Here is a 21,263-nt window from a genome sequence, read left to right as displayed (position 1 = left end):
GCGATTAAGTCGCGGGATGACACCAAAAAGGACTGGATTCCTGCTTTCGTAGGAATAAAATATTATGCGCAATCAAACAATACAAACAACAATATGGAAGAATATTTAAAAAAAACGGACTTTTTATTTGGTGGGAACGCTGTTTTTGTTGAAGAGATATATAGGCTATATTTAAAAAATCCCGCTCTAGTTGATCAAACTTGGCAAGAATTTTTTGCTAAGCTCAAAGATAATAATGAAACTTTGCTTAATAAAAGTACGGCAAAAATAATTATTCCTGATGAAATAAAAAAAGAATCGTTAAGTAACAATCTATCTTCTGAAAGCTTAAATAGTAGACATATTTCCAATAGTTTAAAAGCTAAAGAAATGATTAATGCTTATCGCAAGCATGCTCATTATTTAGCAAATCTTGATCCGCTTGGTCTTGAGATACGCAAAACAAAAAATGATTTAAAGATTAATATAGAAACTTTTGGTCTTGATAGTAGCCAGTTAGAAGAAAATATCAATATTACGGATGAATTTGTCGGTAATTGGAACTGTAAATTATCTGCATTAGTTACTAAGCTCGATAAAGTTTATATAAATTCTATAGCTATAGAGTTTGAACAAATAGAAAATGTAGAGGAAAAAAACTGGTTATACCGTCAGCTAGAGAACGAAACTATATTTTCTTCTGAAGACAAAGAAACTATCTTAACTGATTTAGTAGAAGTAGAAGGGTTTGAGCAGTATCTACATACAAAATTTCCTGGAGCTAAGCGTTTTTCCGTTGAGGGCGGAGATAGCGCTATAGTTGCCATGAGCAAAGCTATTGACTTATCTATGAATTACGGCGTTGAAGAAATTGTCATCGGCATGGCGCATCGAGGGAGGTTAAATACTCTGACTAAGGTAGTCGGTAAACCATATAAATCTGTTATTGCAGGTTTTATAAGCGATAGTGTATTCCCTGAGGAGCTAAATGTTTCGGGTGACGTAAAATATCACTTAGGTTATTCTTCTGATAGAGTCATAGGGGGTAAAAAAATTCATTTATCATTGACCGATAACCCTTCACATTTAGAAGCAGTAAATTCTATAGTTGCAGGAAAAGTAAGAGCAAAACAGGATATTATTGGAGATACTAAACGCAGTAAAGTTAAGGCTATTTTAGTGCATGGGGATGCTGCTTTTTGTGGTCAAGGCGTGGTTGCAGAGTGCTTATCGATGTCACCGCTCACTGCTTATGATATCGGAGGAATATTGCATTTTGTCATTAACAATCAATTAGGTTTCACGGCAAATGCTGCGGATACTAGGGCTAGCAGATACTCTACGGAATTTGCTAAAATAATAGCTGCTCCGATTTTACACGTTAATGGCGATGATATAGAAGCAGTGTTAAAAGCAACTAATATTGCGGTAGAATACAGGCAAAAATTTGCTAAAGATGTTGTAGTGGAAATTATTTGTTACCGCAAATATGGGCATAATGAGGGCGATGAGCCGATGTATACACAAGGAAAAATGTATAACATTATTAAAAGCAAACCAACGCCCGGAAATATTTATGCAAATGAGCTAGTAAAAAGCGGTATAATTGATAATAATTATTTTCCTAAATTAAAAGAAGAATTTAAAGCAAAGCTAGACAAAGAGTTTGAGCAAGCGAAGAATTATAAGCCAGAAGCACATTCCTTAGACGGGTTATGGCAAGGTATTTCTCGTACTTGTGCCAAAGTTGCAATAACGGGTGTTAGTAAAAAAGCTTTGCGAGATTTAGGAACTAAACTATGCGAGATACCGGAAAATTTTGCCGTTAATCCAAAACTTATAAAATTATTTGATGCTCGAAAAACTACTCTAACGACTAATCAACCTGTTGATTGGGCAACGGCTGAGCAGTTAGCCTTTGCCACGCTGCTTAACGCTGGGACGTATATAAGACTAACGGGACAAGACTGCGGACGCGGTACTTTCTCACATCGTCATTCAGTATTGCACAACCAAATTGACGATACTACCTATATACCTCTAAATAATTTATCTAGGACCCAAGCAAAATACGAGGTAGCCGATAGTAATTTATCGGAATATGCGGTGCTTGGTTTTGAGTATGGTTATTCGTTAGCAAATCCAAAAAATTTAGTTTTATGGGAAGCACAATTCGGTGATTTTGCTAATGGAGCTCAGATTATTTTTGACCAGTTTATTTCAAGCAGTGAAACTAAATGGCTTCGTATGAGCGGTCTTGTGGTACTACTTCCGCACGCATTTGAGGGGCAAGGACCGGAGCATAGCTCGGCAAGACTTGAAAGATTCTTACAATTAGCCGCAGAGGATAATATGTATGTTACATATCCAACTACTCCAGCTTCGATTTTCCATCTGCTACGTCGCCAAATACTCGATGATGCCCACAAACCTTTAATTGTAATGTCGCCGAAATCGTTATTACGTCATAAATATGCCGTATCTAAACTTGATGAGCTAGCCGAAAATACTACTTTCCTACCGGTTTTAGATGAAATAAATAAAGTAGATGCAAACAATATTACTAAAGTAATTTTATGCAGCGGCAAGGTGTACTATGATCTATTTGAAATGCGTGGCAATAATAGTAATATAGTAGTTGTCAGGCTTGAGCAATTATACCCTTTTGAAAAAAAACTTGTAGCATCGCTATTAAAAAAATATAATAAAGCCGTGGAATTTATTTGGTGTCAGGAAGAACCAAAGAATATGGGGGCTTGGCGTTATATAGTTTCCCACTTAAATGATGCTTTAAAAGAAGCCGGGATTAATAACGAATTTAAATATGTAGGCAGAGAGGAATCAGCTTCTCCGGCAGTAGGTTCGCTGCAAGTACATAATAAACAGCAGGATAAGCTATTAAGAGAAGCATTAAAGGCGTGAATATTGTGGCTCTTAATGTCATTCCCGCCTAGGCGGGAATCCTCTATTGTCACACCGCGACTTGATCGCGATATCCAAAAATACAACTTAAAAATACTAAAATTTTAGTATTTTTAACTGGACCCCGCGGTCAAGCCACGGGGTGACACGGTGGATTTTACCGGTCCACGCTGGAATGACATAGAAATCGTATTTTTAGGAGTAAAATAAATTATGAGTGTTAGAATAATAGTACCGCCACTTGGGGAATCCGTAACGGAAGCGACTATTGCCAAGTGGTATAAGAAAGAAGGTGATTTAGTTAAAACCGATGAATTACTGTTAGAAGTCGAAACCGAGAAAGTAACTTTAGAAGTTAATGCTCCTTGCAACGGTACTATAGGTAAAATATCGAAAACTGACGGTGCAAATGTGCTAGTTGGCGAAGAAATAGGTGAAATAATAAATGAAGAAGCGGTTGCAAGTACTACAAATAGCAGTAATGAAGCTCCTAAGCCTCAACCGGTAGCACAACCTACTTCAGAAAAACCTGCCGTGGCTAATAATACTATCGCTCCTTCCGTGCAGAAATTAGTTACCGAAAATAAGCTTGATTCAAATAATATAAAGGGAACAGGCAGAGACGGTAGAATTACCAAAGGCGATGTGCTTGAAACACTAAACGCCCCAGCTACCGCTACTCCTACAGTAAACAAAGCTAACGAAGATAGAGTACAGCGTGTTCGTATGTCACGCTTGCGTAAAACTATCGCACAGCGTTTAAAGGATTCACAAAATACGGCAGCTATTTTGACTACTTTTAACGAAATCGATATGTTAAAAGTAATTGCCTTGCGTAATCAATATAAAGAAGAATTTGAGAAAAAGCACGGCGTAAAACTTGGGTTTATGTCTTTCTTTGTTAAAGCAACCGTTGAAGCTTTAAAGCTTATTCCTTCGGTAAATGCCGAAATAGAAGGCGATGATTTGGTATATAAAAATTATTACGATATAGGGGTAGCGGTCGGGACAGAGCAAGGGCTTGTTGTACCTGTCGTTAGAGATGTCGATAAAATGGGCTTTGCCGAAGTAGAGAAAGCTATAGGTGTTTTAGCTAAAAAAGCTCGTGAGGGTAAGCTTTCTATGGCTGATTTGTCAGGAGGGACATTCTCGATCTCCAACGGAGGGGTATATGGATCATTATTATCCACGCCGATTATTAATCCGCCCCAATCAGGTATTTTAGGCTTACATAAAACCGAAGAGCGGGCTGTAGTCATAGACGGTAAAATTGAAGTACGACCGATGATGTATATAGCTTTATCTTATGATCATCGTATAATTGATGGAAAAGAAGGAGTATCATTTTTAGTAAAAATTAAGCAACTTATTGAGAATCCTGAAAAGTTATTGTTAAATTTGTAGTATACTCGCCTACCAAGTCTTCTTTATCAATTCTTCATTTGCTCGGAGTTATAATTAATGATAAAATGTACTCGTCGCATTGAATTCGATGCAGGACATAGAATTATTGGACATCAAAATAAATGTCAGTTTTTACATGGTCATCGTTATGTTCTTGAGATAACTATAGCCGCAAACGAAACCGATAAACTCGGTATGGTAATCGATTTTGGTCTAATTAAAGATTTGGCCAAAAAGTGGACTGACGAAAACTTTGATCATGGCTTAATCCTACATCAGGATGATAAGGAAATGGGGCAGCAAATAGAAAATTGTACCGGTCAAAAAATATATTACATGCAAAATAACCCGACTGCAGAAAATATAGCGACGCATTTAAAAAATGAAATTTTTCCTAAGCTTTTCGTAAATCAAAATTTTTTCGTCGCTAGCCTTAAATTATTTGAAACTCCTAATTGTTTTGTTGAGGTTTAGGTGTGCATCTCAGCGAAATGAAGAATTGGGATACGAAGATTAACTTAGAAAAGAGCAAGAAATCTGTAATCCGAGGAGCGGAACGTACAAAAGTACGCGAGCATCCGAGGACTTATAAAGATGATGTAGCCAATTCTTTAAGTTCATTGAGTATGCAAGGTTATTGTTTAATTTTAACCACTACTAATGATTTGCAAATTGCCGAAAAAATAGCATCTATTTTGTTAGAATCAAACATCGCTGCTTGCATTCAAATTGACGATGTCAAAAGTTACTTTAGATGGTGTGGTAGAGTAACTTTAGAAACTGAATATAAACTTGTAATTAAAGCAAAAACTTCTAATTATAATGGAATTGAGAATAAACTCCTTGTAATTCATAATTATGAATTACCGCAAATAATAAAAATAAATATTGACTGTGGCCTTCAAAAGTACTTAGAATGGATTGACCAAAATGGTAAATAAACTCATAGTTGAGCAAATTTTAAAATTAAGTAAGTAAGTTATGAAATTATGGCAAAAAGTTACCTTAGGGTTAATCTTAGGTATTATATTTGGTATATACTTACCACAATATGTTAATTATATTAAACCTATCGGTGACATTTTCTTACGTTTGATAAAAATGATCATTACCCCTTTAATTTTCTTCAGTTTAGTTTCCGGTATCACCAGTATGAATGATACTTCCGCGCTCGGTAGGGTAGGAATGAAAGCGGTAGCTGCTTTTTTAGGTACTACTTTTTTTGCCACGGTTTTTGGACTGACTGTTGCTTTGGTATTAAAGCCCGGAGTAGGCATACATATAGATTTCACCTCCTCAGGAACGACAAGCAGAACTTCATTTAATATAATTGATTTTTTTGTAAATATCGTCCCTGATAATGCTATTGGGGCTTTTGCAAACGGTGATGTCTTGCAAGTTGTATTTTTTGCTATTTTTGTTGGAATTACCTTAAACAAAATGAAATCTATCGGTGAACCTATTACTGATTTAATTCATATCATGTCAAAATTAATATTAAAAATGATATCGTTTGTTATTCAATTATCCCCTTACGGCGCTTTTGCCTTAACAGGCTGGATTGTAGGTATGCAAGGAGTTGAGGTAATGATTAGTTTATCGAAACTTGTTGTAGCGGTAGTTGTGGCAATGACATTCCAATATTTAGTTTTTGGCTTACTTATATATGTATTCTGCCGTGTTTCCCCTGTACCTTTTTATAAAAAAAGTTTTGAGTATCAGATACTTGCTTTTTCTACTTCAAGTAGTAAAGCAACTCTTGCAACTACTATGCAAGTTTGTCGTGAAAAGCTTGGCATTTCAGAGTCCAGTACTTCATTCGTACTTCCGATAGGTGCGTCAATTAATATGGACGGCTTTGCTATAAATTTATCTCTTACTACTATATTCTTTGCTCAGATGATGGGAGTAACGCTTGCTCCTCACGACTATTTAGTAATTATTCTCACTTCAACACTTGGATCTATCGGCGGCGCCGGTATTCCCGGTGCCTCCTTGATAATGCTCCCTATGGTCCTTTCTTCGGTTCACTTACCTATAGAGGGAGTAGCAATTATAGCCGGTATTGACCGAATACTTGATATGCTCCGTACTACCATCAATATTACCGGCGATGCAACAATTACTATGATTATAGATAACAGTGAAGATACTTTAGATAAGGAAGTATATTTGTCTTAATACTCATCGACATTCCAAGCTAATTACGTCATTCTTGCGAAAGCAGGAATCTAGTTTTTTAAGCTTTTTTAAGAGCTCGATTTATCTCGCTTTACCCTATTCCCGCTTTCGCGGGAATGACACCTATCCACGCAACAATGCTCGCTCGTAATGACGGCTTGGGTATTAACACAACAACACTATACCCTATTCATTTACTTGAAGTATAGTTATAAAAAATTCTTTTCTTATTTTTAATTTTAATTTAAGAAGCTGTTGACTCTGGAATCTAAAGTATGTATTACAATAGCTATATTAACCTAGGATTAGAAATATATGCTAAATTTTCTAAATAATACCGCACCACCAAAGAGATTCGTGTCTATAAATAATAGAGCTTCAACAAGCGATTTACCTGTATCATTTTGGCATTCTATCGCCGAAAATAGCTGTGATATTAATTGGAAAAATATACCATTACAAAAAAGTCCTCTTCAGATTGTCACTACTTAAGGTTTAATTCAAGAATTAAAGCCCAAGGCCATAATTGAATTTGGAAGTTTTAAAGGGCTTCAGCCCTTTGGTTAGCGGACATACAAAGTTTATCGGTAAAAGACGGTATAGTTATTAGTATAGATATCGATTTTGAAAATATTGATCAAACTGTAAAAGAAGATAATAGAATAGAATTTTTACAATGCAATTCTAATAAAGTAGAAGCGATATTCCAAAAAAAATATCTGAAATAGTACATCCTATACTTTTAATAGAAGATGTTCATATTAATACTATAGGTATTTTAGAATATTTTCATAATAATATCTTTGAAGAAGGGGGCTATTTCATCATTGAAGATACTAGTATTGATTATAATAATGCGCGCTATGATGTTTGGAGGAAAACTTTAGATGAAAAAACTTGGGCCGCCCCCCCGTATTGCAGCTTAGCATGAATAGTCTATAATCCTCAAACAGTAATAAGAGAGAATTATAGTTAAGGAGTTATGACAAGAATAGATGTTAAGTGTAGATCAAGAATAGATGTTAAGTGTAGATATTATAACGACACAGAAAAAGTAGTAAAGGCGGGATATTCAATTTCAAAACAACAGAGATATCAATGCAAGCAGTGTAATCGATATTTTTAACTGTAATATATTAATAATGCCTCTAAGCCTGGAGTCAAGACTCAGATAGTAGATATGTCAATCAATGGCTCTGGAGTTAGGGATACAGTAAGAGTATTAAAAGTGGGTATCAATACGGTTATCCGTGTTTTAAAAAAATCTAGCGTTAAAAAAGATAAATCATTCTATCAATACGATAGAAGTAATTATTGCTCCTGAAATAGATGAACAATGGCCTTATGTACAGAATAAATCCAAACAAAGATGGCTTTGGTATTCTTTGGATAAGATTTTGTTAAAAGTAGTTGCTTATACTTTTGGTACAAGATGTGATAGCACATCAGAATCATTACTGAAAAAAACTGGAGGATTTTAAGGTTACTTTTTACTTTACAGATGGATAGGGAAGTTATGCTAGGTTATTAGATCCCAAAAAACACATTGTTAGTAAAAAATATACTCAACGGATAGAACGGGGTAACTTAAATCTTAGAACAAGATGCAAAAGACTGACACGTAAAACAATTTGTTTTTCCAAGTCATTGGATATTCATGATAAAGTCATCGGAACTCTTATTGAACGTATAGCCTTTTAATATCCACATCTGTAAAATGGAGGTGCGACCACGCATTGCAAGACTAATAAAAGAAGCTAATTTGCTATGTAAAACTAAACGTAAATTTAAAGCCATTACTGACTCTAATCATAATAAGCAAATTGCTCCTAATTTATTAAATAGAGAGTTTACAGTTTATGCTGCTAATTGTTATTGGGTTGGAGACATAACCTATGTGCCAACTGGTGAAGGCTGGCTATATTTAGCAACTGTTATTGATCTATTTTCTAGAAAAATTATAGGATGGTCTATGAGTAATAACATGAGAGCTGATTTGGTTAATAATGCTTTATTAATGGCAATATGGCAACGTAAACCAGCAAAAGGGCTTATTTGGCATACTGATAGAGGTAGTCAATATTGTTCTGATAGTCATTTAAAAATTATAAAACAACATGGTATCAAACAGAGTATGGGTCGTAAAGGAAATTGCTTGGATAATGCTGTTGCTGAAAGTTTCTTTCATACTATAAAAACAGAATTAATGTATCAATATAAATTTAAAACTAAGGAGGAAGCAAAATATGCCATATTTGAATATATAGAGGTATTTTATAACCGTATCAGAATGTATTCTGCTAACGATTATTTATCACCAGTAAGATATGAAGAGATACAAAATTGCGCTTAAACTGCAATAGCTGAGATTCAATCTTACATTTAGTAAAATAAGATAAGTATTAAATAGAGGATTAGAGATGAATCTAAATCAAAAAATAATAAAGCCAAAAATAGGATTACTGGGATTAGCTAGGAGTCTTGGAAGTATATCGTCAGCGTGTAAAGCTATGGGATACAGCAGGGACAGTTATTATAGGTTCAAAGAGCTATATGAAACTGGGGGAGAAGAGGCGTTATATGAGATTAGCCGGAAGAAGCTAATTATAGCAAATAGAGTTGATCCTGCGGTAGAGAGAGCAGTATTAGATATGGCGGTAGAATACCCAGCTTATGGTCAGATGCGAGTATCAAATGAGCTTAAGTGTAATTGGATTTCCGACTTTTTGATCATACGTGACACCATCCACATATATCTTTTCAATCTTAAACTCAAGTTTACATTCCGTAGCATGAACAGAAGGAGTAATAAAATAATTACAAACTTTAAAACTACTTGAATAATTTTCATATAATTAATCTTAATGGTTAACTACTTGATCAATCTAGGTACTATGTAACTATGCAGCATTAAACCTTTATCGGTAAGATAAATATTTTCATCTAGTCTAATTAAATCTAGCGCTTGATAATGTTTAAGGTTATTAATATCTAAAATATTCTCTAATTTTGCGCTCACTTTCTGCTCTAATGTAGAAATATTTATGCCACTTTTAAGACGCAACCCCATCATCAGTACTTCTTCAACAATTTCTTGATTTGCTAGCTTAGCATTAGTTTGAATACCGACATTTTTTATTTTAACCGAATCTAACCATTTTTCCGGTTTATGCAACATCATAATTGCCGACACCGAACTTGAAGCATCAATTATTCTACTATGAGCTCCAGGACCTATACCTAAATAACTATTATAATTCCAATAAGTTAAATTATGCAAACATTCATGCTCTACTTGAGCATAATTAGATATCTCATATCTAAAATATTTTTTAGATTCTAGATAATGGTTTGTCCATTCATACATTTCAGCTGCTTCATCCGAATGTGGTAAGGTCAAGTTACCTCCATGAAATAATTTATAAAACGGTGTACCTTTTTCGATAGTCAATTGATAAAGAGAAATATGACCGTTTGCGAGCTGCATAGCTTGCTTTAATTCTCCTTGCCAATCTTTTAATTTTTGACCGCTACGTACATATATTAAATCAAATGATACTCTTGGAAAAATCGTATTTGCCACCTCAATTGTTTTGATGGCTTGCAAAGCATCATGAGTTCTACCTAATTTTTTTAAATCATCTTCTTTCAAGGATTGTACCCCAATAGAAGCACGATTAATTCCGGCGGATTTGAATGCTTTAAACTTTTCAGTTTCAAAGGATGTGGGATTGGTTTCTAGAGTTATTTCAGTTTGATTATCAATAATTGCTAGATTACCGATTTTATTTATTATCCCTTCAACTACTACAGGATTCATTAACGAAGGTGTGCCACCGCCGAAAAAAATAGACTTTATATATTTATTTTGAATAATATCCTTAAAATACTCAATTTCAGTTTCATAAGATTTAAGCCATTGATTATGATCTATAATGTTTACAACATGAGAATTAAAATCACAATACGGACATTTTGATAAACAAAAAGGCCAATGAATATAAATGCTTAAATCATTAGCCATAACCCTCATATTTTGTATTTTTTCTAGTGCTATTTTAGCATTTTCTTTGATTTTGTTCAAGGTGTATGATGAAACATTATTCTGATTCAAAAGGAGCTTTAAATAAAGCAAGGCCTAATTGATTATTAATTGCATGATGGTTAGCTAATTCTGAAGCAACCGTAATTTTTCCGCTATTTAATTCAAATTCCCAATATGCCGGAATACGCCAGTATTTACCATTTGCTTTTAGATTACCGAAGTCCTCTTTAAAGGTTGCTGAAGCAAAGGTTTTAGTAATTAAATTTCCATTTTCAAAAACCCCAACTGATTCAACAATCTGAGTCACGCCCGGAAAACTTTTACGAAAATCATTAATACGGTAATGTAAATCATAAATAGTAGAAATATCAAGTATTGAATTTATAAATTTACCTTTACCATAAACATATTGTGCTACTTTATCCCATGAGCTATCCGGTTCAAAAAGTGCATCAATAAAATTTGTTATAATTTTTTTTCTGTATTCATAGTAAATAACCCTGATTAAATATAGTTATTGTTTATTGACTTTTAAATTAACATTTGATATCTCTTTTTTAATTTTTAAACAATATAATTAAATATTATAGGACTCAACGAATAGCAAGATGATTAACATTGAAAATTTGTATAAAAAACCTTATTTGTTAATTTCTTTTTCAATCAAAAAACTCAAATAGAAGAGAAGACAGTTGATTTAAACACCGTAACCATAAGGATTTAGAAATTGTTCAACAATGAATAAAAGTTTAGTCAAAAATCATAATAATCGAGAGATTACCTTAAAGGGGATTAGGTTTTACAATTTTTGGCCATTAATACAATATATATTGATTAGAATAAAATTTTTGTACTAGAAGATCAACGGTCCATTAACGGGGAATTCTACATAGAAGAAATTAAAGTTGAGCATTATATACTCTTTGCTCAGAATAGAACAATAGGTATAGGTAGAATTATATATGAAAACACATAACCTATTTAGGTAGAATAGCGATTCTAAAGGAGTATAGAGGTCAAGGTTATGGCACTATAGTAACTAATCTACTTATTGACACTACAAAAGCTCAAGATAATATAACTATTATAAGCCTTTTTGCTGATAATAAAAATAAGTTTCTATAAAAAATTTGGCTTTATAGAAACCCAGAATAAAATGACTTTTAATAATACTATATATGATAATTAATAAGAATAAATATGCTAGCTGAGATTTCAATAATCAGCATTTTTAATTTAAGAGTCTATCTATAAAATTATGAAAAAAATTACCTGCTACCTTACAATTGTTTTATTAACTTTTTGCATTCAAGCTATGGAAATGACAATAAACAAATATATAACCCGAAAGATGCTAAATTTCTAGAAGAAGCAGAAGGCTCTGAAGCTCTAAAATGGACTAAAGAGCGTGCTGATAAGACTAAAAACTCTTTTAAATCTATGTCTACTTATAACCAAACCTCTATAAAGCAGTTACAATAAGATGGAGTAATTAAAATAAATCATTGTAATAACATATTCAGTAGACTTTAGAAAGAAAGTTTCAGCAATCAAGAAAAAAAAGAAGATGAGTTTTGCATCAATATCAAAACGTTTTGGAATAGGAAAGAATAGAGTATTTGTATGGACAAAAAGAATATCGCCCTTAAGAAGTAGAAATAAAGATTCAACAAAAATACCGCTTGATAGATTGAAGGTAGGCGTAGAGCAATATAGTGATGCATACCAATATGAAAGGGCTGAGCGGTTAGGAGTTAGTAAATCAGGGATACATAAAGCATTAAATAAGTTAAATATTACGTATAAAAAAAGCTTTAAGACATCCGAAGGCAAAAGAAGAAGAGAGGCTAGAATTTCAGCATAAGATCAAAAAGTATAAAGCGGAAGAGAAAGTGATCGTATTTACCGATGAGAGCTGTTTTGTCCGTAGTGCTCCTAGGACCCATGGGTATTCAGTAAAAGGTCAGAGATGTTATGGTATCCATGATTGGCATCCGTCAAAAAGAACTAATGTTATAGGGGCGTTAATAGATAAATCATTGCTGACTGTGTCAATTTTTGAATGCAATGTTAATACTGCTATTTTTAACGCTTGGGTAGAACAAGATTTAATACCTAAATTACCCCATAATTCAGTAGTTGTAATGGATAATGCAAGTTTTCATAAAAGTCCAAATTTAAAAATTATGATAGAAAAAGCCGGTCATATATTAGAGTACTTACCGCCTTATTCCCCTGATCTAAATCCCATTGAACCAGAATAGTTTTAAGCTAAATCTAGGAGAAGAAAATATCTCTGTGATGTAGACACGCTTTTCGAAAAGTACATGACGTAACTGTTTTATAGAGGCTTAGCTATAGACCATAAATTTTATAAAAATCCCGTGTTTTATGGTTAACTTGACGGTGCCGATGCGACAGAGCCAACAAAGCCCCTATTTATCTGCGTCACACACGTACTTATTGGGACCTAAGTCTATGACTCCCGTTGCGTCCAAAAATCTCATGATGTTATCTGTTCTTGTTATAATTAGAATACCTACCATTATCATCATAGAGACCTGCCATGATATTTTGCCACGTAATGCTTGAATACCAAATACAATTATTGCAATTACTGCTATTGCCCTTGTTATTTTTGGACGCATATAGAATGAAAGCAAACATAAAGTTACACCGATAGGATCGTTATCATAATGTACATCTGCTAGTGCAACGCATGATGTAAGATGACATATAGCGCAAAATATAATTTTATAATGTATACTATAACCCTTCTTCATTATGATAACGATATATTAATTTTATATTAAATTAATATAAAATTAATGATGAGAGCAAGAAAAAAACGACGGCACACCGTCAAGTTAACCATAAAACACAGGATTTTATAAAATATATGGTTTATATACCGCATAGCTTCGTTCATAAAATACTCATTTTTTGCTAAATTTGAGTTAACTTGACGGTGCCCTAAAAAATGGAGCAACAATTAAAATCTACTATTACTAATAAAGAAAAACTTGAGAAGAGTTTAGGTGGACATGTAAGCAGTAATGTCACTGACTACTCTCAAGTAAATATATTTGATGAGATAATTACTACATCTGAAAATCATCTGCATGATCATGCTGTGGTACATATAATGGGGATGTTTTATGCAGAAGATGGTACTTTATAATGAACTGCGAGTTAATTTATAAAGCATAAAAGAAATCTAGCCTTACAAAACTGATCTGTCAACACTTTTCCGGACAGTTGTTTAAGCGCAATTTTGTATCTCTTCATATCTTACTGGTGATAAATAATCGTTAGCAGAATACATTCTGATACGGTTATAAAATACCTCTATATATTCAAATATGGCATATTTTGCTTCCTCCTTAGTTTTAAATTTATATTGATACATTAATTCTGTTTTTATAGTATGAAAGGGTCGCGCCCCCCGTATTGCAGCTTAGCATGAATAGTCTATAATCCTCAAACAGTAATAAGAGAGAATTATAGTTAAGGAGTTATGGCAAGAATAGATGTTAAGTGTAGATCAAGAATAGATGTTAAGTGTAGATATTATAACGACACAGAAAAAGTAGTAAAGGCGGGATATTCAATTTCAAAACAACAGAGATATCAATGCAAGCAGTGTAATCGATATTTTTAACTGTAATATATTAATAATGCCTCTAAGCCTGGAGTCAAGACTCAGATAGTAGATATGTCAATCAATGGCTCTGGAGTTAGGGATACAGTAAGAGTATTAAAAGTGGGTATCAATACGGTTATCCGTGTTTTAAAAAAATCTAGCGTTAAAAAAGATAAATCATTCTATCAATACGATAGAAGTAATTATTGCTCCTGAAATAGATGAACAATGGCCTTATGTACAGAATAAATCCAAACAAAGATGGCTTTGGTATTCTTTGGATAAGATTTTGTTAAAAGTAGTTGCTTATACTTTTGGTACAAGATGTGATAGCACATCAGAATCATTACTGAAAAAAACCGGAGGATTTTAAGGTTACTTTTTACTTTACAGATGGATAGGGAAGTTATGCTAGGTTATTAGATCCCAAAAAACACATTGTTAGTAAAAAAATATACTCAACGGATAGAACGGGGTAACTTAAATCTTAGAACAAGATGCAAAAGACTGGCACGTAAAACAATTTGTTTTTCCAAGTCATTGGATATTCATGATAAAGTCATCGGAACTCTTATTGAACGTATAGCCTTTTAATATCCACATCTGTAAAATGGAGGTGCGACCTACTGTACATCAAATTAGAAATAGTTTACGATATGTATCATACAAGGACCGAAAAGAGCTAGCCGGTGATTTAAAACCTATTTATACAGCTAGCACAGAAAAAGAAGCACCTTCCACTTTAGAGGCTTTTGAATCTAAATGGAGTAAACAATATCCTCAAATTGCTAAATCTTGGTACGTTCATTGGGATAATTTAATGATTTTCTTAGAATACCCTGAAGAAATACGAAAAATCATTTACACAACTAATGCTGTGGAATCCGTTAATAGTCAACTCCGAAAAGTCACTAAAAATAAACGTGTTTTTCAAATGATAATGCTGTTTTTAAAAGCTTGTATTTAGCAATTGATTACATGACCAAGAAATGGTCCATGCCTATATCAAATTGGAATGCGGCTATGGCTCATTTTTTTAATAAAATTTGAAGATAGAATCTAGGCCTTTGGGAAATTTACACACTTAATTGGGAAGACTCAATAATTCTAGATTCTGTGAAGGAAAATTAATTTAATTTTCTTTCACAGAGCATAGACCATGACCTGCTCATGAGAGTAGGAAAGTTAAGCAAAATTTACGACCATAAGCTTTTCATTTTGTTAAAAAAGCTGCTGTCATTTTCTTTTTCATTTACGGATTCTTTTTTGAGTTCTTCTAGTAACTCACGTTGTCTTTTGGATAAATTTTTAGGTACTTCAATATGAATGTGTGTAAGCATATCGCCTCTAATAGTAGATCGTATTTTAGACATACCTTTGCTACGTAGTCTTAATTGATCGCCGTTTTGTGTACCTGCAGGAATTGTTAAGTTTACTTTTTCTCCCTCAATTATCGGCACTTCTACCTCTCCTCCAAGAGCAGCATTTACAAAGCTAATTGGTAATTTACAATGTAAATTTGCTCCAACTACTTTATAAATATCATGAGGTTTTATTGCTATATCAACATATAAATCTCCGCTATTACCACCCCTAATACCTGCTTCACCTTCGCCTGGGTGCCTTATTCGAGTGGCATTTTCAACGCCGGCAGGAATATTTACCGATAAATTTCGTTGCTTATGGTAACGTCCCATGCCATGACATTTTTTACAAGGATTTTTTATAATTTGTCCATTACCTTGACATTTATGGCAAGCTTGCTCGATTGTAAAGAATCCCTGCTGAATTCTAGTAGCTCCAACACCGCCGCAAGCATCACAAGTAGTTACGGTCTCACCTTTTTCAGAACCGCTACCGTGACAAGTATCGCATTTTACTTCGCTAGAAAAGCTAATATTTTTTTCTATACCGTGAAATGCTTCTTCTAAATTAATTGTCAGATCATATTTTAAATCAGAACCTCTAACTTTGCTTGACGTGGGTTTTCTTCTACCGCCTCCCCCCATAAAGTCGCTAAAAAAATCGCCGAATATATCATTGATATCGGGATGAAAACCGCCGTGATTTCCTGCTCCTCCTCGTGATTGTTGATTTTGAAAAGTATCGTGTCCAAAACGGTCATAAGCTACTCTTTTCTTCTCGTCTTTTAAAACGTCATAAGCACTATTTATCTCTTTAAACTTCTTTTCAGCATCTTTAGCATCAGTAGTATCTGGGTGATATTGCTTGGCTAGCTTGAGATAGGCTTTTTTAAGATCAGCTTGACTTGCTGTTTTACTAACACCTAGTATTTGATAATAATTTTGTGACATGAAATTATGTTATATGGTTTTAATGTCATTCCCGCGGAGGCGGGAATCCAGTAAGACATATAAAAACAAGTTTTTATATGTCTATCTTGTTAAATATGTAATTTTTGTGCTAATGTTAAGGTTGTTTTCCTGGATTCCCGCCTCTAGCTAAGAATGACATTAAAACCACCGCGCATTAACATTTCTACTTCTTCCCTACATCCTGAAAATCAGCATCTACTACTTTTTCATCGTTAGTAGTATTTTCTTCAGGAGGCTGGCTCTCGCTTTGTGCTTTATACATTGCTTCGCCGATTTTCATACTGGCTGCAGTTAAGCTTTCGGTCCTTTCTTTAACTAAAGTCGCATCTTCCGACTCAAGCACAGCCTTTAAAGCAGCTAAAGATTCTTCGACCGCTCCTTTATCTTCGGATGATAACTTATCACCATAATCCGTCAAAGTTTTTTCGGTAGAATAAACTAAACTATCGGCAGCATTTTTTGCTTCAATAAGCTCTTTACGCTTTTTGTCTTCATCGGCATTCTGCTCAGCATCTTTAACCATTTGCTCGATTTCGGCATCACTAAGTCCTCCTGAGGCTTGAATAGTTACTTTCTGCTCCTTACCGCTTGCTTTATCTTTAGCCGAAACATGCACTATTCCATTAACATCGATATCAAATGTAACTTCTATTTGTGGCAAACCTCGTGGTGCAGGGGGGATGCCATCAAGATTAAACTGACCAAGTAATTTATTATCCTTTGCCATTTCACGTTCACCTTGGAATACTCTAATAGTTACGGCATGCTGATTATCGTCGGCTGTAGAGAATACTTGGCTTTTCTTCGATGGAATAGTGGTATTGCGATCTATTAATCTGGTGAATACGCCGCCAAGAGTTTCAATACCGAGCGATAGAGGTGTAACGTCTAATAATAATATATCTGTTACTTCTTTATTAAGTACTCCGCCTTGGATAGCTGCTCCAAGTGCTACCACCTCATCAGGGTTTACGCCTTTATGCGGTTCACGTCCAAAGAATTTCTTTACGGCATCTTGTACTTTCGGCATTCTAGTCATACCGCCGACAAGTACTACTTCCTGAATATCAGAAGCTTTTAAACCTGCATCCTTTAATGCCTTACGGCAAGGTTCAATGGTTTTCTCAATTAAGTCATCTACTAATTTTTCGAGTTCTGCTCTAGTAAATTTAATATTTAAATGTTTCGGTCCTGTGCTATCAGCCGTAATATAAGGTAAATTGATATCGGTAGTTAATGCGGAAGACAACTCTTTCTTAGCTTTTTCCGCCGCTTCTTTCAAACGCTGAAGTGCTAAAGGATCGTTACGTAAATCTATATTGCTTTCTTTTTTAAACACATCTATTAAATGATTTAATATTCTTGTATCGAAATCTTCACCGCCAAGAAATGTATCACCGTTTGTTGATTTTACTTCAAAAACACCATCGCCGATCTCAAGAATTGAAACATCGAATGTTCCGCCGCCAAGATCGTATACTGCAATAGTTTTGTTTGCCGATTTATCGAAACCGTAGGCAAGAGCTGCGGCAGTCGGTTCGTTAATTATTCTAAGTACCTCAAGACCTGCTATTTTACCGGCATCTTTTGTTGCTTGACGTTGTGCATCATTGAAATAAGCAGGTACGGTAATTACTGCTTGCGTTACTTTTTCACCTAAATAACTTTCGGCAGTTTCTTTCATTTTTTGTAAAATGAATGCACTAATTTGGCTAGGTGAATATTTTTGATTATCAGCTTCAACCCACGCATCACCGCTGTCAGCTTTAACTATATTATAAGGTACGATACCTTGATCTTTTGCAACCATAGGATCGGTAAAATTTCTACCGATTAATCGCTTTACCGCATATATAGTATTGCGAGGGTTGGTTACTGCTTGCCTCTTAGCAGATTGTCCAACTAATTTTTCGCCGTTTGCAAAAGCTATTATTGACGGCGTAGTTCTCTCTCCCTCTGAATTTTCTATTACTTTTGACTCTTTCCCCTCCATTACCGCAACACAAGAGTTGGTGGTTCCAAGGTCGATACCTATCACTTTTCCCATAAAAATCCTCGTTCTCTTAATTTCCTATTTTGTTATGACTTTTTATTTGATATAGTGCGACTTTAATTATTTTACAAGAGGTGAAAATGAAAAAACTACCGATTTTAATAAAATTTTTATTTATTATTAATTTAGTTTTCCTAAATAATATAGTTTTAGCCTCTTCTGAAACAAACAACGCTATATTTGAAAAAGCGAAGAAAGCAATCGTAACGATTGATACTAGAATTGCCGTATCGGCGTATGACGATACAAGCAGTTGGACAGGAACGGGATTTATTAACGATAGGCAAAACGGTTATATAATTACTAATACTCATGTTGTTGGCGGCGCGTCTACCGGAACTTATTTTGCTACTTTCTATAACGGTGAGCAGGCAGAAGCAAAACTTATCTATTATGATATTTGGCAAGATTATGCAATTTTAAAAGTAGCGAGCACAGATATACCAGAATCTGCAACGCAAATATCTTTCTCTAATGAAATACCAAAGCTAAATCAAAAAGTCTTTGTAGTTGGCAATACCGAAGGACAGGGTTTTTCTTTTCATAACGGTCATTTATCAGATCTCTATAACATTGACGGATCGATGCCGCAAGCTACTTATAATATTAATTTAAATATTACCGGTGGTGCTAGCGGTTCACCGGTACTAAACGATAAGATTGAAGCTATAGGAGTATTATACGGTGGCGGTAAGACCTACTCTTTAGCATTGCACGGTGATTATGTAGCTCGCACTTTGGAAAGTTTAAAGAATAATAAACAGCCGAGCAGAAAGCATATAGGAATAATAAGCGAGCTATATTCTTTAAATAAAGCAGTTAGACATCATAATTTCCCTAAAGAAGAGATGGATAAATATATAAATAAGTTTCCTGATAGTAGAAATAGAGTTATAAGCGTTAAGGCAGTTTTAGCCGGATCACCTGCCGAAAAATCTTTAAAAGCTGGTGATATTATTTGGGCAGTGAATGATAAGGAACTCGGCGGTAATCTAGCATTGTTTGATAGAGAAATCGATAATTTTAAAGGAATAGCTATTAAACTTACTATATTTCGTGACGGCAAAAAATTAGAACAGTCGGCAGATTTATATGACGTAAATGGTAACAAAATCACTAAAATGGTAAATTTCGGCGGCGCTGTATTTTTTGAAGCCGATGATTATTTTAGCAATAAATCAGGCATTCCGCTCAAAGCTTTAAGTATAGCCTCTGTTCAATCCGGTAGTAGCTTTAGCTCTATACCAACGTTTTTTACTAAAGATTATAAGAATGTTTATAGATTACAAATTTTTGAGATGAAAGATTTGCCTTTAAGTAATCTTGATGATTTGGTGAAATTCTTACCTGCTATTACTAAAGAGAAGTTTATAACGGTTAGATTTAGAAATTATCAACCTTATTATGCTAATTTCGGTTATAATGAGCTTATCTCCTCGCATGATGATATGATTGCTGATGTAACTCTAGATTCTATATATACTAAGCCTTATATATTAAAATATAATACTATTTCTCATGATTGGGGCACGGAAAATATAAAACTACAGTAACTAATGAATTGTGATAAATTAACAATTCTTAATCAATTAAGTAATAATCAATTCAACTGGGCTTATTGCATCATTACTTCTAAATTTGTAAGCTAAAATTTGAGAGAATTTCAAATTAGTTCAATGTCGTTCGCCATACTATATCATATTCCTGCGAGGCATTGTTGCGTGGATCGGAGAACGCTTTTGATGTCATTTCCACAAAAGTGGGAATCCAGTCATTAAAAAGTATAAACATATTAAGTTTTTAAAGTTTAAAGCTCGATTTATCTCGCTTTATACTGGATTCCTGCTTTCGCAGGAATGACATCAATCCGCCACTAACACTAATTAGCAATTCGTCCTAAAATAATTAACAATTTATAAATTTAGGAGAATTAATGACTAAGCAAGATACAATACATGATGAAGAATTATTCAGTGCTAAAAGTATGTTAAATTATTTGGCCGCACCTCCATTTTACAGATGTGGATATTAAAAGGCTATACGTTCAATAAGAGTTCCGATGACTTTATCATGAATATCCAATGACTTGGAAAAACAAATTGTTTTACGTGTCAGTCTTTTGCATCTTGTTCTAAGATTTAAGTTACCCCGTTCTATCCGTTGAGTATATTTTTTACTAACAATGTGTTTTTTGGGATCTAATAACCTAGCATAACTTCCCCATCCATCTGTAAAGTAAAAAGTAACCTTAAAATCCTCCGGTTTTTTTCAGTAATGATTCTGATGTGCTATCACATCTCGTACCAAAAGTATAAGCAACTACTTTTAACAAAATCTTATCCAAAGAATATCAAAGCCATCTTTGTTTGGATTTATTCTGTACATAAGGCCATTGTTCATCTATTTCAGGAGCAATAATTACTTCTATCGTATTGATAGAATGATTTATCTTTTTTAACGCTAGATTTTTTTTAAAACACGGATAACCGTATTGATACCCACTTTTAATACTCTTACTGTATCCCTAACTCCAGAGCCATTGATTGACATATCTACTATCTGAGTCTTGACTCCAGGCTTAGAGGCATTATTAATATATTACAGTTAAAAATATCGATTACACTGCTTGCATTGATATCTCTGTTGTTTTGAAATTGAATATCCCGCCTTTACTACTTTTTCTGTGTCGTTATAATATCT

26 protein-coding genes and 4 pseudogenes are annotated in these 21,263 nt (G+C 34.0%); 21 read left to right on the top strand and 9 right to left on the bottom strand.

The window, feature by feature from the left end:
* The first annotated feature begins 93 nt into the window (after window positions 1-93).
* The 9 genes from AAGD46_RS06870 (at window position 94) to AAGD46_RS09605 (ending at window position 8,187) form a co-directional block, all read left to right on the top strand.
* A complete protein-coding gene (locus AAGD46_RS06870) occupies window positions 94-2,901 on the top strand; it encodes a 2-oxoglutarate dehydrogenase E1 component (protein ID WP_341787057.1) in 2,808 nt (935 codons plus the stop codon).
* Between the two features lie 213 nt (window positions 2,902-3,114).
* Window positions 3,115-4,305, top strand: coding sequence for a 2-oxoglutarate dehydrogenase complex dihydrolipoyllysine-residue succinyltransferase (gene odhB, locus AAGD46_RS06865; protein WP_341787056.1), 1,191 nt, complete (start codon window positions 3,115-3,117; stop codon window positions 4,303-4,305).
* Window positions 4,306-4,362: 57 nt separating this feature from the next.
* A complete protein-coding gene (locus AAGD46_RS06860; RefSeq protein ID WP_341787055.1) occupies window positions 4,363-4,779 on the top strand; it encodes a 6-pyruvoyl tetrahydropterin synthase family protein in 417 nt (138 codons plus the stop codon).
* Window positions 4,780-4,931: 152 nt separating this feature from the next.
* Entirely contained in the window at window positions 4,932-5,246 is a 315-nt protein-coding gene (gene cutA, locus AAGD46_RS06850; protein ID WP_341787934.1) for a divalent-cation tolerance protein CutA, read from the top strand.
* Between the two features lie 40 nt (window positions 5,247-5,286).
* Window positions 5,287-6,486 (top strand): dicarboxylate/amino acid:cation symporter, encoded by a 1,200-nt coding sequence (locus AAGD46_RS06845; RefSeq protein WP_341787054.1) that lies wholly within the window; start codon window positions 5,287-5,289, stop codon window positions 6,484-6,486.
* A gap of 315 nt (window positions 6,487-6,801) precedes the next feature.
* Complete coding sequence (locus AAGD46_RS06840; protein WP_341787053.1) at window positions 6,802-6,978, top strand: hypothetical protein; 177 nt, start codon at window positions 6,802-6,804, stop codon at window positions 6,976-6,978.
* A 688-nt stretch (window positions 6,979-7,666) separates the two neighbouring features.
* On the top strand, window positions 7,667-7,810 hold the full coding sequence (locus tag AAGD46_RS09615; protein WP_341786690.1) for an IS1-like element transposase: 144 nt from the start codon (window positions 7,667-7,669) through the stop codon (window positions 7,808-7,810).
* Entirely contained in the window at window positions 7,767-7,967 is a 201-nt protein-coding gene (locus tag AAGD46_RS09610) for an IS1 family transposase (RefSeq protein WP_410525969.1), read from the top strand. Before AAGD46_RS09615 ends, AAGD46_RS09610 begins: the two co-directional genes overlap by 44 nt.
* Window positions 7,968-8,031: 64 nt before the next feature.
* Window positions 8,032-8,187: an IS1 family transposase gene (locus AAGD46_RS09605; protein ID WP_410525951.1), complete on the top strand. Its 156-nt coding sequence runs from the start codon at window positions 8,032-8,034 to the stop codon at window positions 8,185-8,187.
* Here the strand turns inward: AAGD46_RS09605 and AAGD46_RS06830 are convergent.
* Window positions 8,131-8,283 carry a hypothetical protein gene (locus AAGD46_RS06830; RefSeq protein ID WP_341787969.1) on the bottom strand — a complete coding sequence of 51 codons (153 nt, stop codon included), beginning with the start codon at window positions 8,281-8,283 and terminating at the stop codon, window positions 8,131-8,133. The genes AAGD46_RS09605 and AAGD46_RS06830 overlap by 57 nt on opposite strands.
* On the opposite strand from AAGD46_RS06830, the gene AAGD46_RS06825 reads away from it, so the two are divergent.
* Both AAGD46_RS06825 and AAGD46_RS06820 read left to right on the top strand, forming a co-directional pair.
* Window positions 8,249-8,839: an IS3 family transposase gene (locus AAGD46_RS06825; protein ID WP_341787933.1), complete on the top strand. Its 591-nt coding sequence runs from the start codon at window positions 8,249-8,251 to the stop codon at window positions 8,837-8,839. The genes AAGD46_RS06830 and AAGD46_RS06825 overlap by 35 nt on opposite strands.
* A gap of 67 nt (window positions 8,840-8,906) precedes the next feature.
* Window positions 8,907-9,191 (top strand): annotated as a pseudogene (locus AAGD46_RS06820) (helix-turn-helix domain-containing protein); the annotation flags it as partial.
* A gap of 167 nt (window positions 9,192-9,358) precedes the next feature.
* Here the strand turns inward: AAGD46_RS06820 and hemW are convergent.
* Window positions 9,359-10,519 (bottom strand): radical SAM family heme chaperone HemW, encoded by a 1,161-nt coding sequence (gene hemW, locus AAGD46_RS06815; RefSeq protein ID WP_341787932.1) that lies wholly within the window; start codon window positions 10,517-10,519, stop codon window positions 9,359-9,361.
* A 67-nt stretch (window positions 10,520-10,586) separates the two neighbouring features.
* Window positions 10,587-10,838, bottom strand: coding sequence for a hypothetical protein (locus tag AAGD46_RS06810; RefSeq protein WP_341787052.1), 252 nt, complete (start codon window positions 10,836-10,838; stop codon window positions 10,587-10,589).
* Between the two features lie 665 nt (window positions 10,839-11,503).
* Between AAGD46_RS06810 and AAGD46_RS09600 the strand changes: the two genes are divergently transcribed.
* The 4 genes and pseudogenes from AAGD46_RS09600 to AAGD46_RS06795 all read left to right on the top strand — a co-directional run bounded on the left by AAGD46_RS09600 (window position 11,504) and on the right by AAGD46_RS06795 (window position 12,795).
* Complete coding sequence (locus AAGD46_RS09600) at window positions 11,504-11,656, top strand: GNAT family N-acetyltransferase (protein WP_410525986.1); 153 nt, start codon at window positions 11,504-11,506, stop codon at window positions 11,654-11,656.
* A gap of 133 nt (window positions 11,657-11,789) precedes the next feature.
* Window positions 11,790-11,989, top strand: a pseudogene (locus tag AAGD46_RS06805) (peptidase S9); the annotation flags it as partial.
* 109 nt (window positions 11,990-12,098) lie between these two features.
* The gene (locus AAGD46_RS06800) at window positions 12,099-12,395 is read left to right on the top strand and encodes an IS630 transposase-related protein (protein WP_341786833.1); all 297 of its coding nucleotides are present in this window, start codon (window positions 12,099-12,101) and stop codon (window positions 12,393-12,395) included.
* Window positions 12,325-12,795, top strand: coding sequence for an IS630 family transposase (locus AAGD46_RS06795; RefSeq protein WP_341787877.1), 471 nt, complete (start codon window positions 12,325-12,327; stop codon window positions 12,793-12,795). The genes AAGD46_RS06800 and AAGD46_RS06795 overlap by 71 nt, the downstream gene beginning before the upstream one ends.
* Window positions 12,796-12,966: 171 nt before the next feature.
* Here AAGD46_RS06795 and AAGD46_RS06790 read toward each other — a convergent pair whose 3' ends face one another.
* Window positions 12,967-13,314: a TrbC/VirB2 family protein gene (locus AAGD46_RS06790; protein ID WP_341787051.1), complete on the bottom strand. Its 348-nt coding sequence runs from the start codon at window positions 13,312-13,314 to the stop codon at window positions 12,967-12,969.
* Between the two features lie 197 nt (window positions 13,315-13,511).
* On the opposite strand from AAGD46_RS06790, the gene AAGD46_RS06785 reads away from it, so the two are divergent.
* Complete coding sequence (locus tag AAGD46_RS06785) at window positions 13,512-13,712, top strand: hypothetical protein (protein ID WP_341787050.1); 201 nt, start codon at window positions 13,512-13,514, stop codon at window positions 13,710-13,712.
* Window positions 13,713-13,793: 81 nt separating this feature from the next.
* Here AAGD46_RS06785 and AAGD46_RS06780 read toward each other — a convergent pair.
* Window positions 13,794-13,964: pseudogene (locus AAGD46_RS06780) on the bottom strand (IS3 family transposase); the annotation flags it as partial.
* 282 nt (window positions 13,965-14,246) lie between these two features.
* Here AAGD46_RS06780 and AAGD46_RS09595 point away from each other — a divergent pair.
* The 4 genes from AAGD46_RS09595 (at window position 14,247) to AAGD46_RS06770 (ending at window position 15,141) form a co-directional block, all read left to right on the top strand.
* Window positions 14,247-14,390 (top strand): IS1-like element transposase, encoded by a 144-nt coding sequence (locus AAGD46_RS09595; protein WP_341786690.1) that lies wholly within the window; start codon window positions 14,247-14,249, stop codon window positions 14,388-14,390.
* Entirely contained in the window at window positions 14,347-14,547 is a 201-nt protein-coding gene (locus AAGD46_RS09590; RefSeq protein WP_410525969.1) for an IS1 family transposase, read from the top strand. Before AAGD46_RS09595 ends, AAGD46_RS09590 begins: the two co-directional genes overlap by 44 nt.
* A gap of 65 nt (window positions 14,548-14,612) precedes the next feature.
* Window positions 14,613-14,768, top strand: coding sequence for an IS1 family transposase (locus AAGD46_RS09585; protein ID WP_410525929.1), 156 nt, complete (start codon window positions 14,613-14,615; stop codon window positions 14,766-14,768).
* Window positions 14,769-14,784: 16 nt separating this feature from the next.
* Window positions 14,785-15,141, top strand: coding sequence for a transposase (locus AAGD46_RS06770; protein ID WP_341787049.1), 357 nt, complete (start codon window positions 14,785-14,787; stop codon window positions 15,139-15,141).
* A gap of 229 nt (window positions 15,142-15,370) precedes the next feature.
* Here the strand turns inward: AAGD46_RS06770 and dnaJ are convergent, their stop codons facing one another.
* Window positions 15,371-16,489 carry a molecular chaperone DnaJ gene (gene dnaJ / locus AAGD46_RS06765; protein WP_341787048.1) on the bottom strand — a complete coding sequence of 373 codons (1,119 nt, stop codon included), beginning with the start codon at window positions 16,487-16,489 and terminating at the stop codon, window positions 15,371-15,373.
* Between the two features lie 184 nt (window positions 16,490-16,673).
* Window positions 16,674-18,557 (bottom strand): molecular chaperone DnaK, encoded by a 1,884-nt coding sequence (gene dnaK / locus AAGD46_RS06760; protein ID WP_341787047.1) that lies wholly within the window; start codon window positions 18,555-18,557, stop codon window positions 16,674-16,676.
* Window positions 18,558-18,622: 65 nt separating this feature from the next.
* Here dnaK and AAGD46_RS06755 point away from each other — a divergent pair, with 65 nt between their 5' ends.
* On the top strand, window positions 18,623-20,116 hold the full coding sequence (locus AAGD46_RS06755) for a S1C family serine protease (protein ID WP_341787931.1): 1,494 nt from the start codon (window positions 18,623-18,625) through the stop codon (window positions 20,114-20,116).
* A 475-nt stretch (window positions 20,117-20,591) separates the two neighbouring features.
* Here the strand turns inward: AAGD46_RS06755 and AAGD46_RS09580 are convergent.
* Window positions 20,592-20,756, bottom strand: a pseudogene (locus AAGD46_RS09580) (IS1 family transposase); the annotation flags it as partial.
* Between the two features lie 267 nt (window positions 20,757-21,023).
* Window positions 21,024-21,113, bottom strand: a complete 90-nt coding sequence (locus tag AAGD46_RS09575) for an IS1-like element transposase (RefSeq protein WP_341786649.1) — start codon at window positions 21,111-21,113, stop codon at window positions 21,024-21,026.
* Between the last annotated feature and the right edge of the window lie 150 nt (window positions 21,114-21,263).

It is taken from the genome of Rickettsia endosymbiont of Cantharis rufa (assembly GCF_964026445.1).
In the GTDB taxonomy this organism is placed as follows: Bacteria; Pseudomonadota; Alphaproteobacteria; order Rickettsiales; family Rickettsiaceae; genus Rickettsia.
Note: the sequence above shows the minus strand (reverse complement) of the source record. Positions and strands in the feature narration are given on the sequence as shown.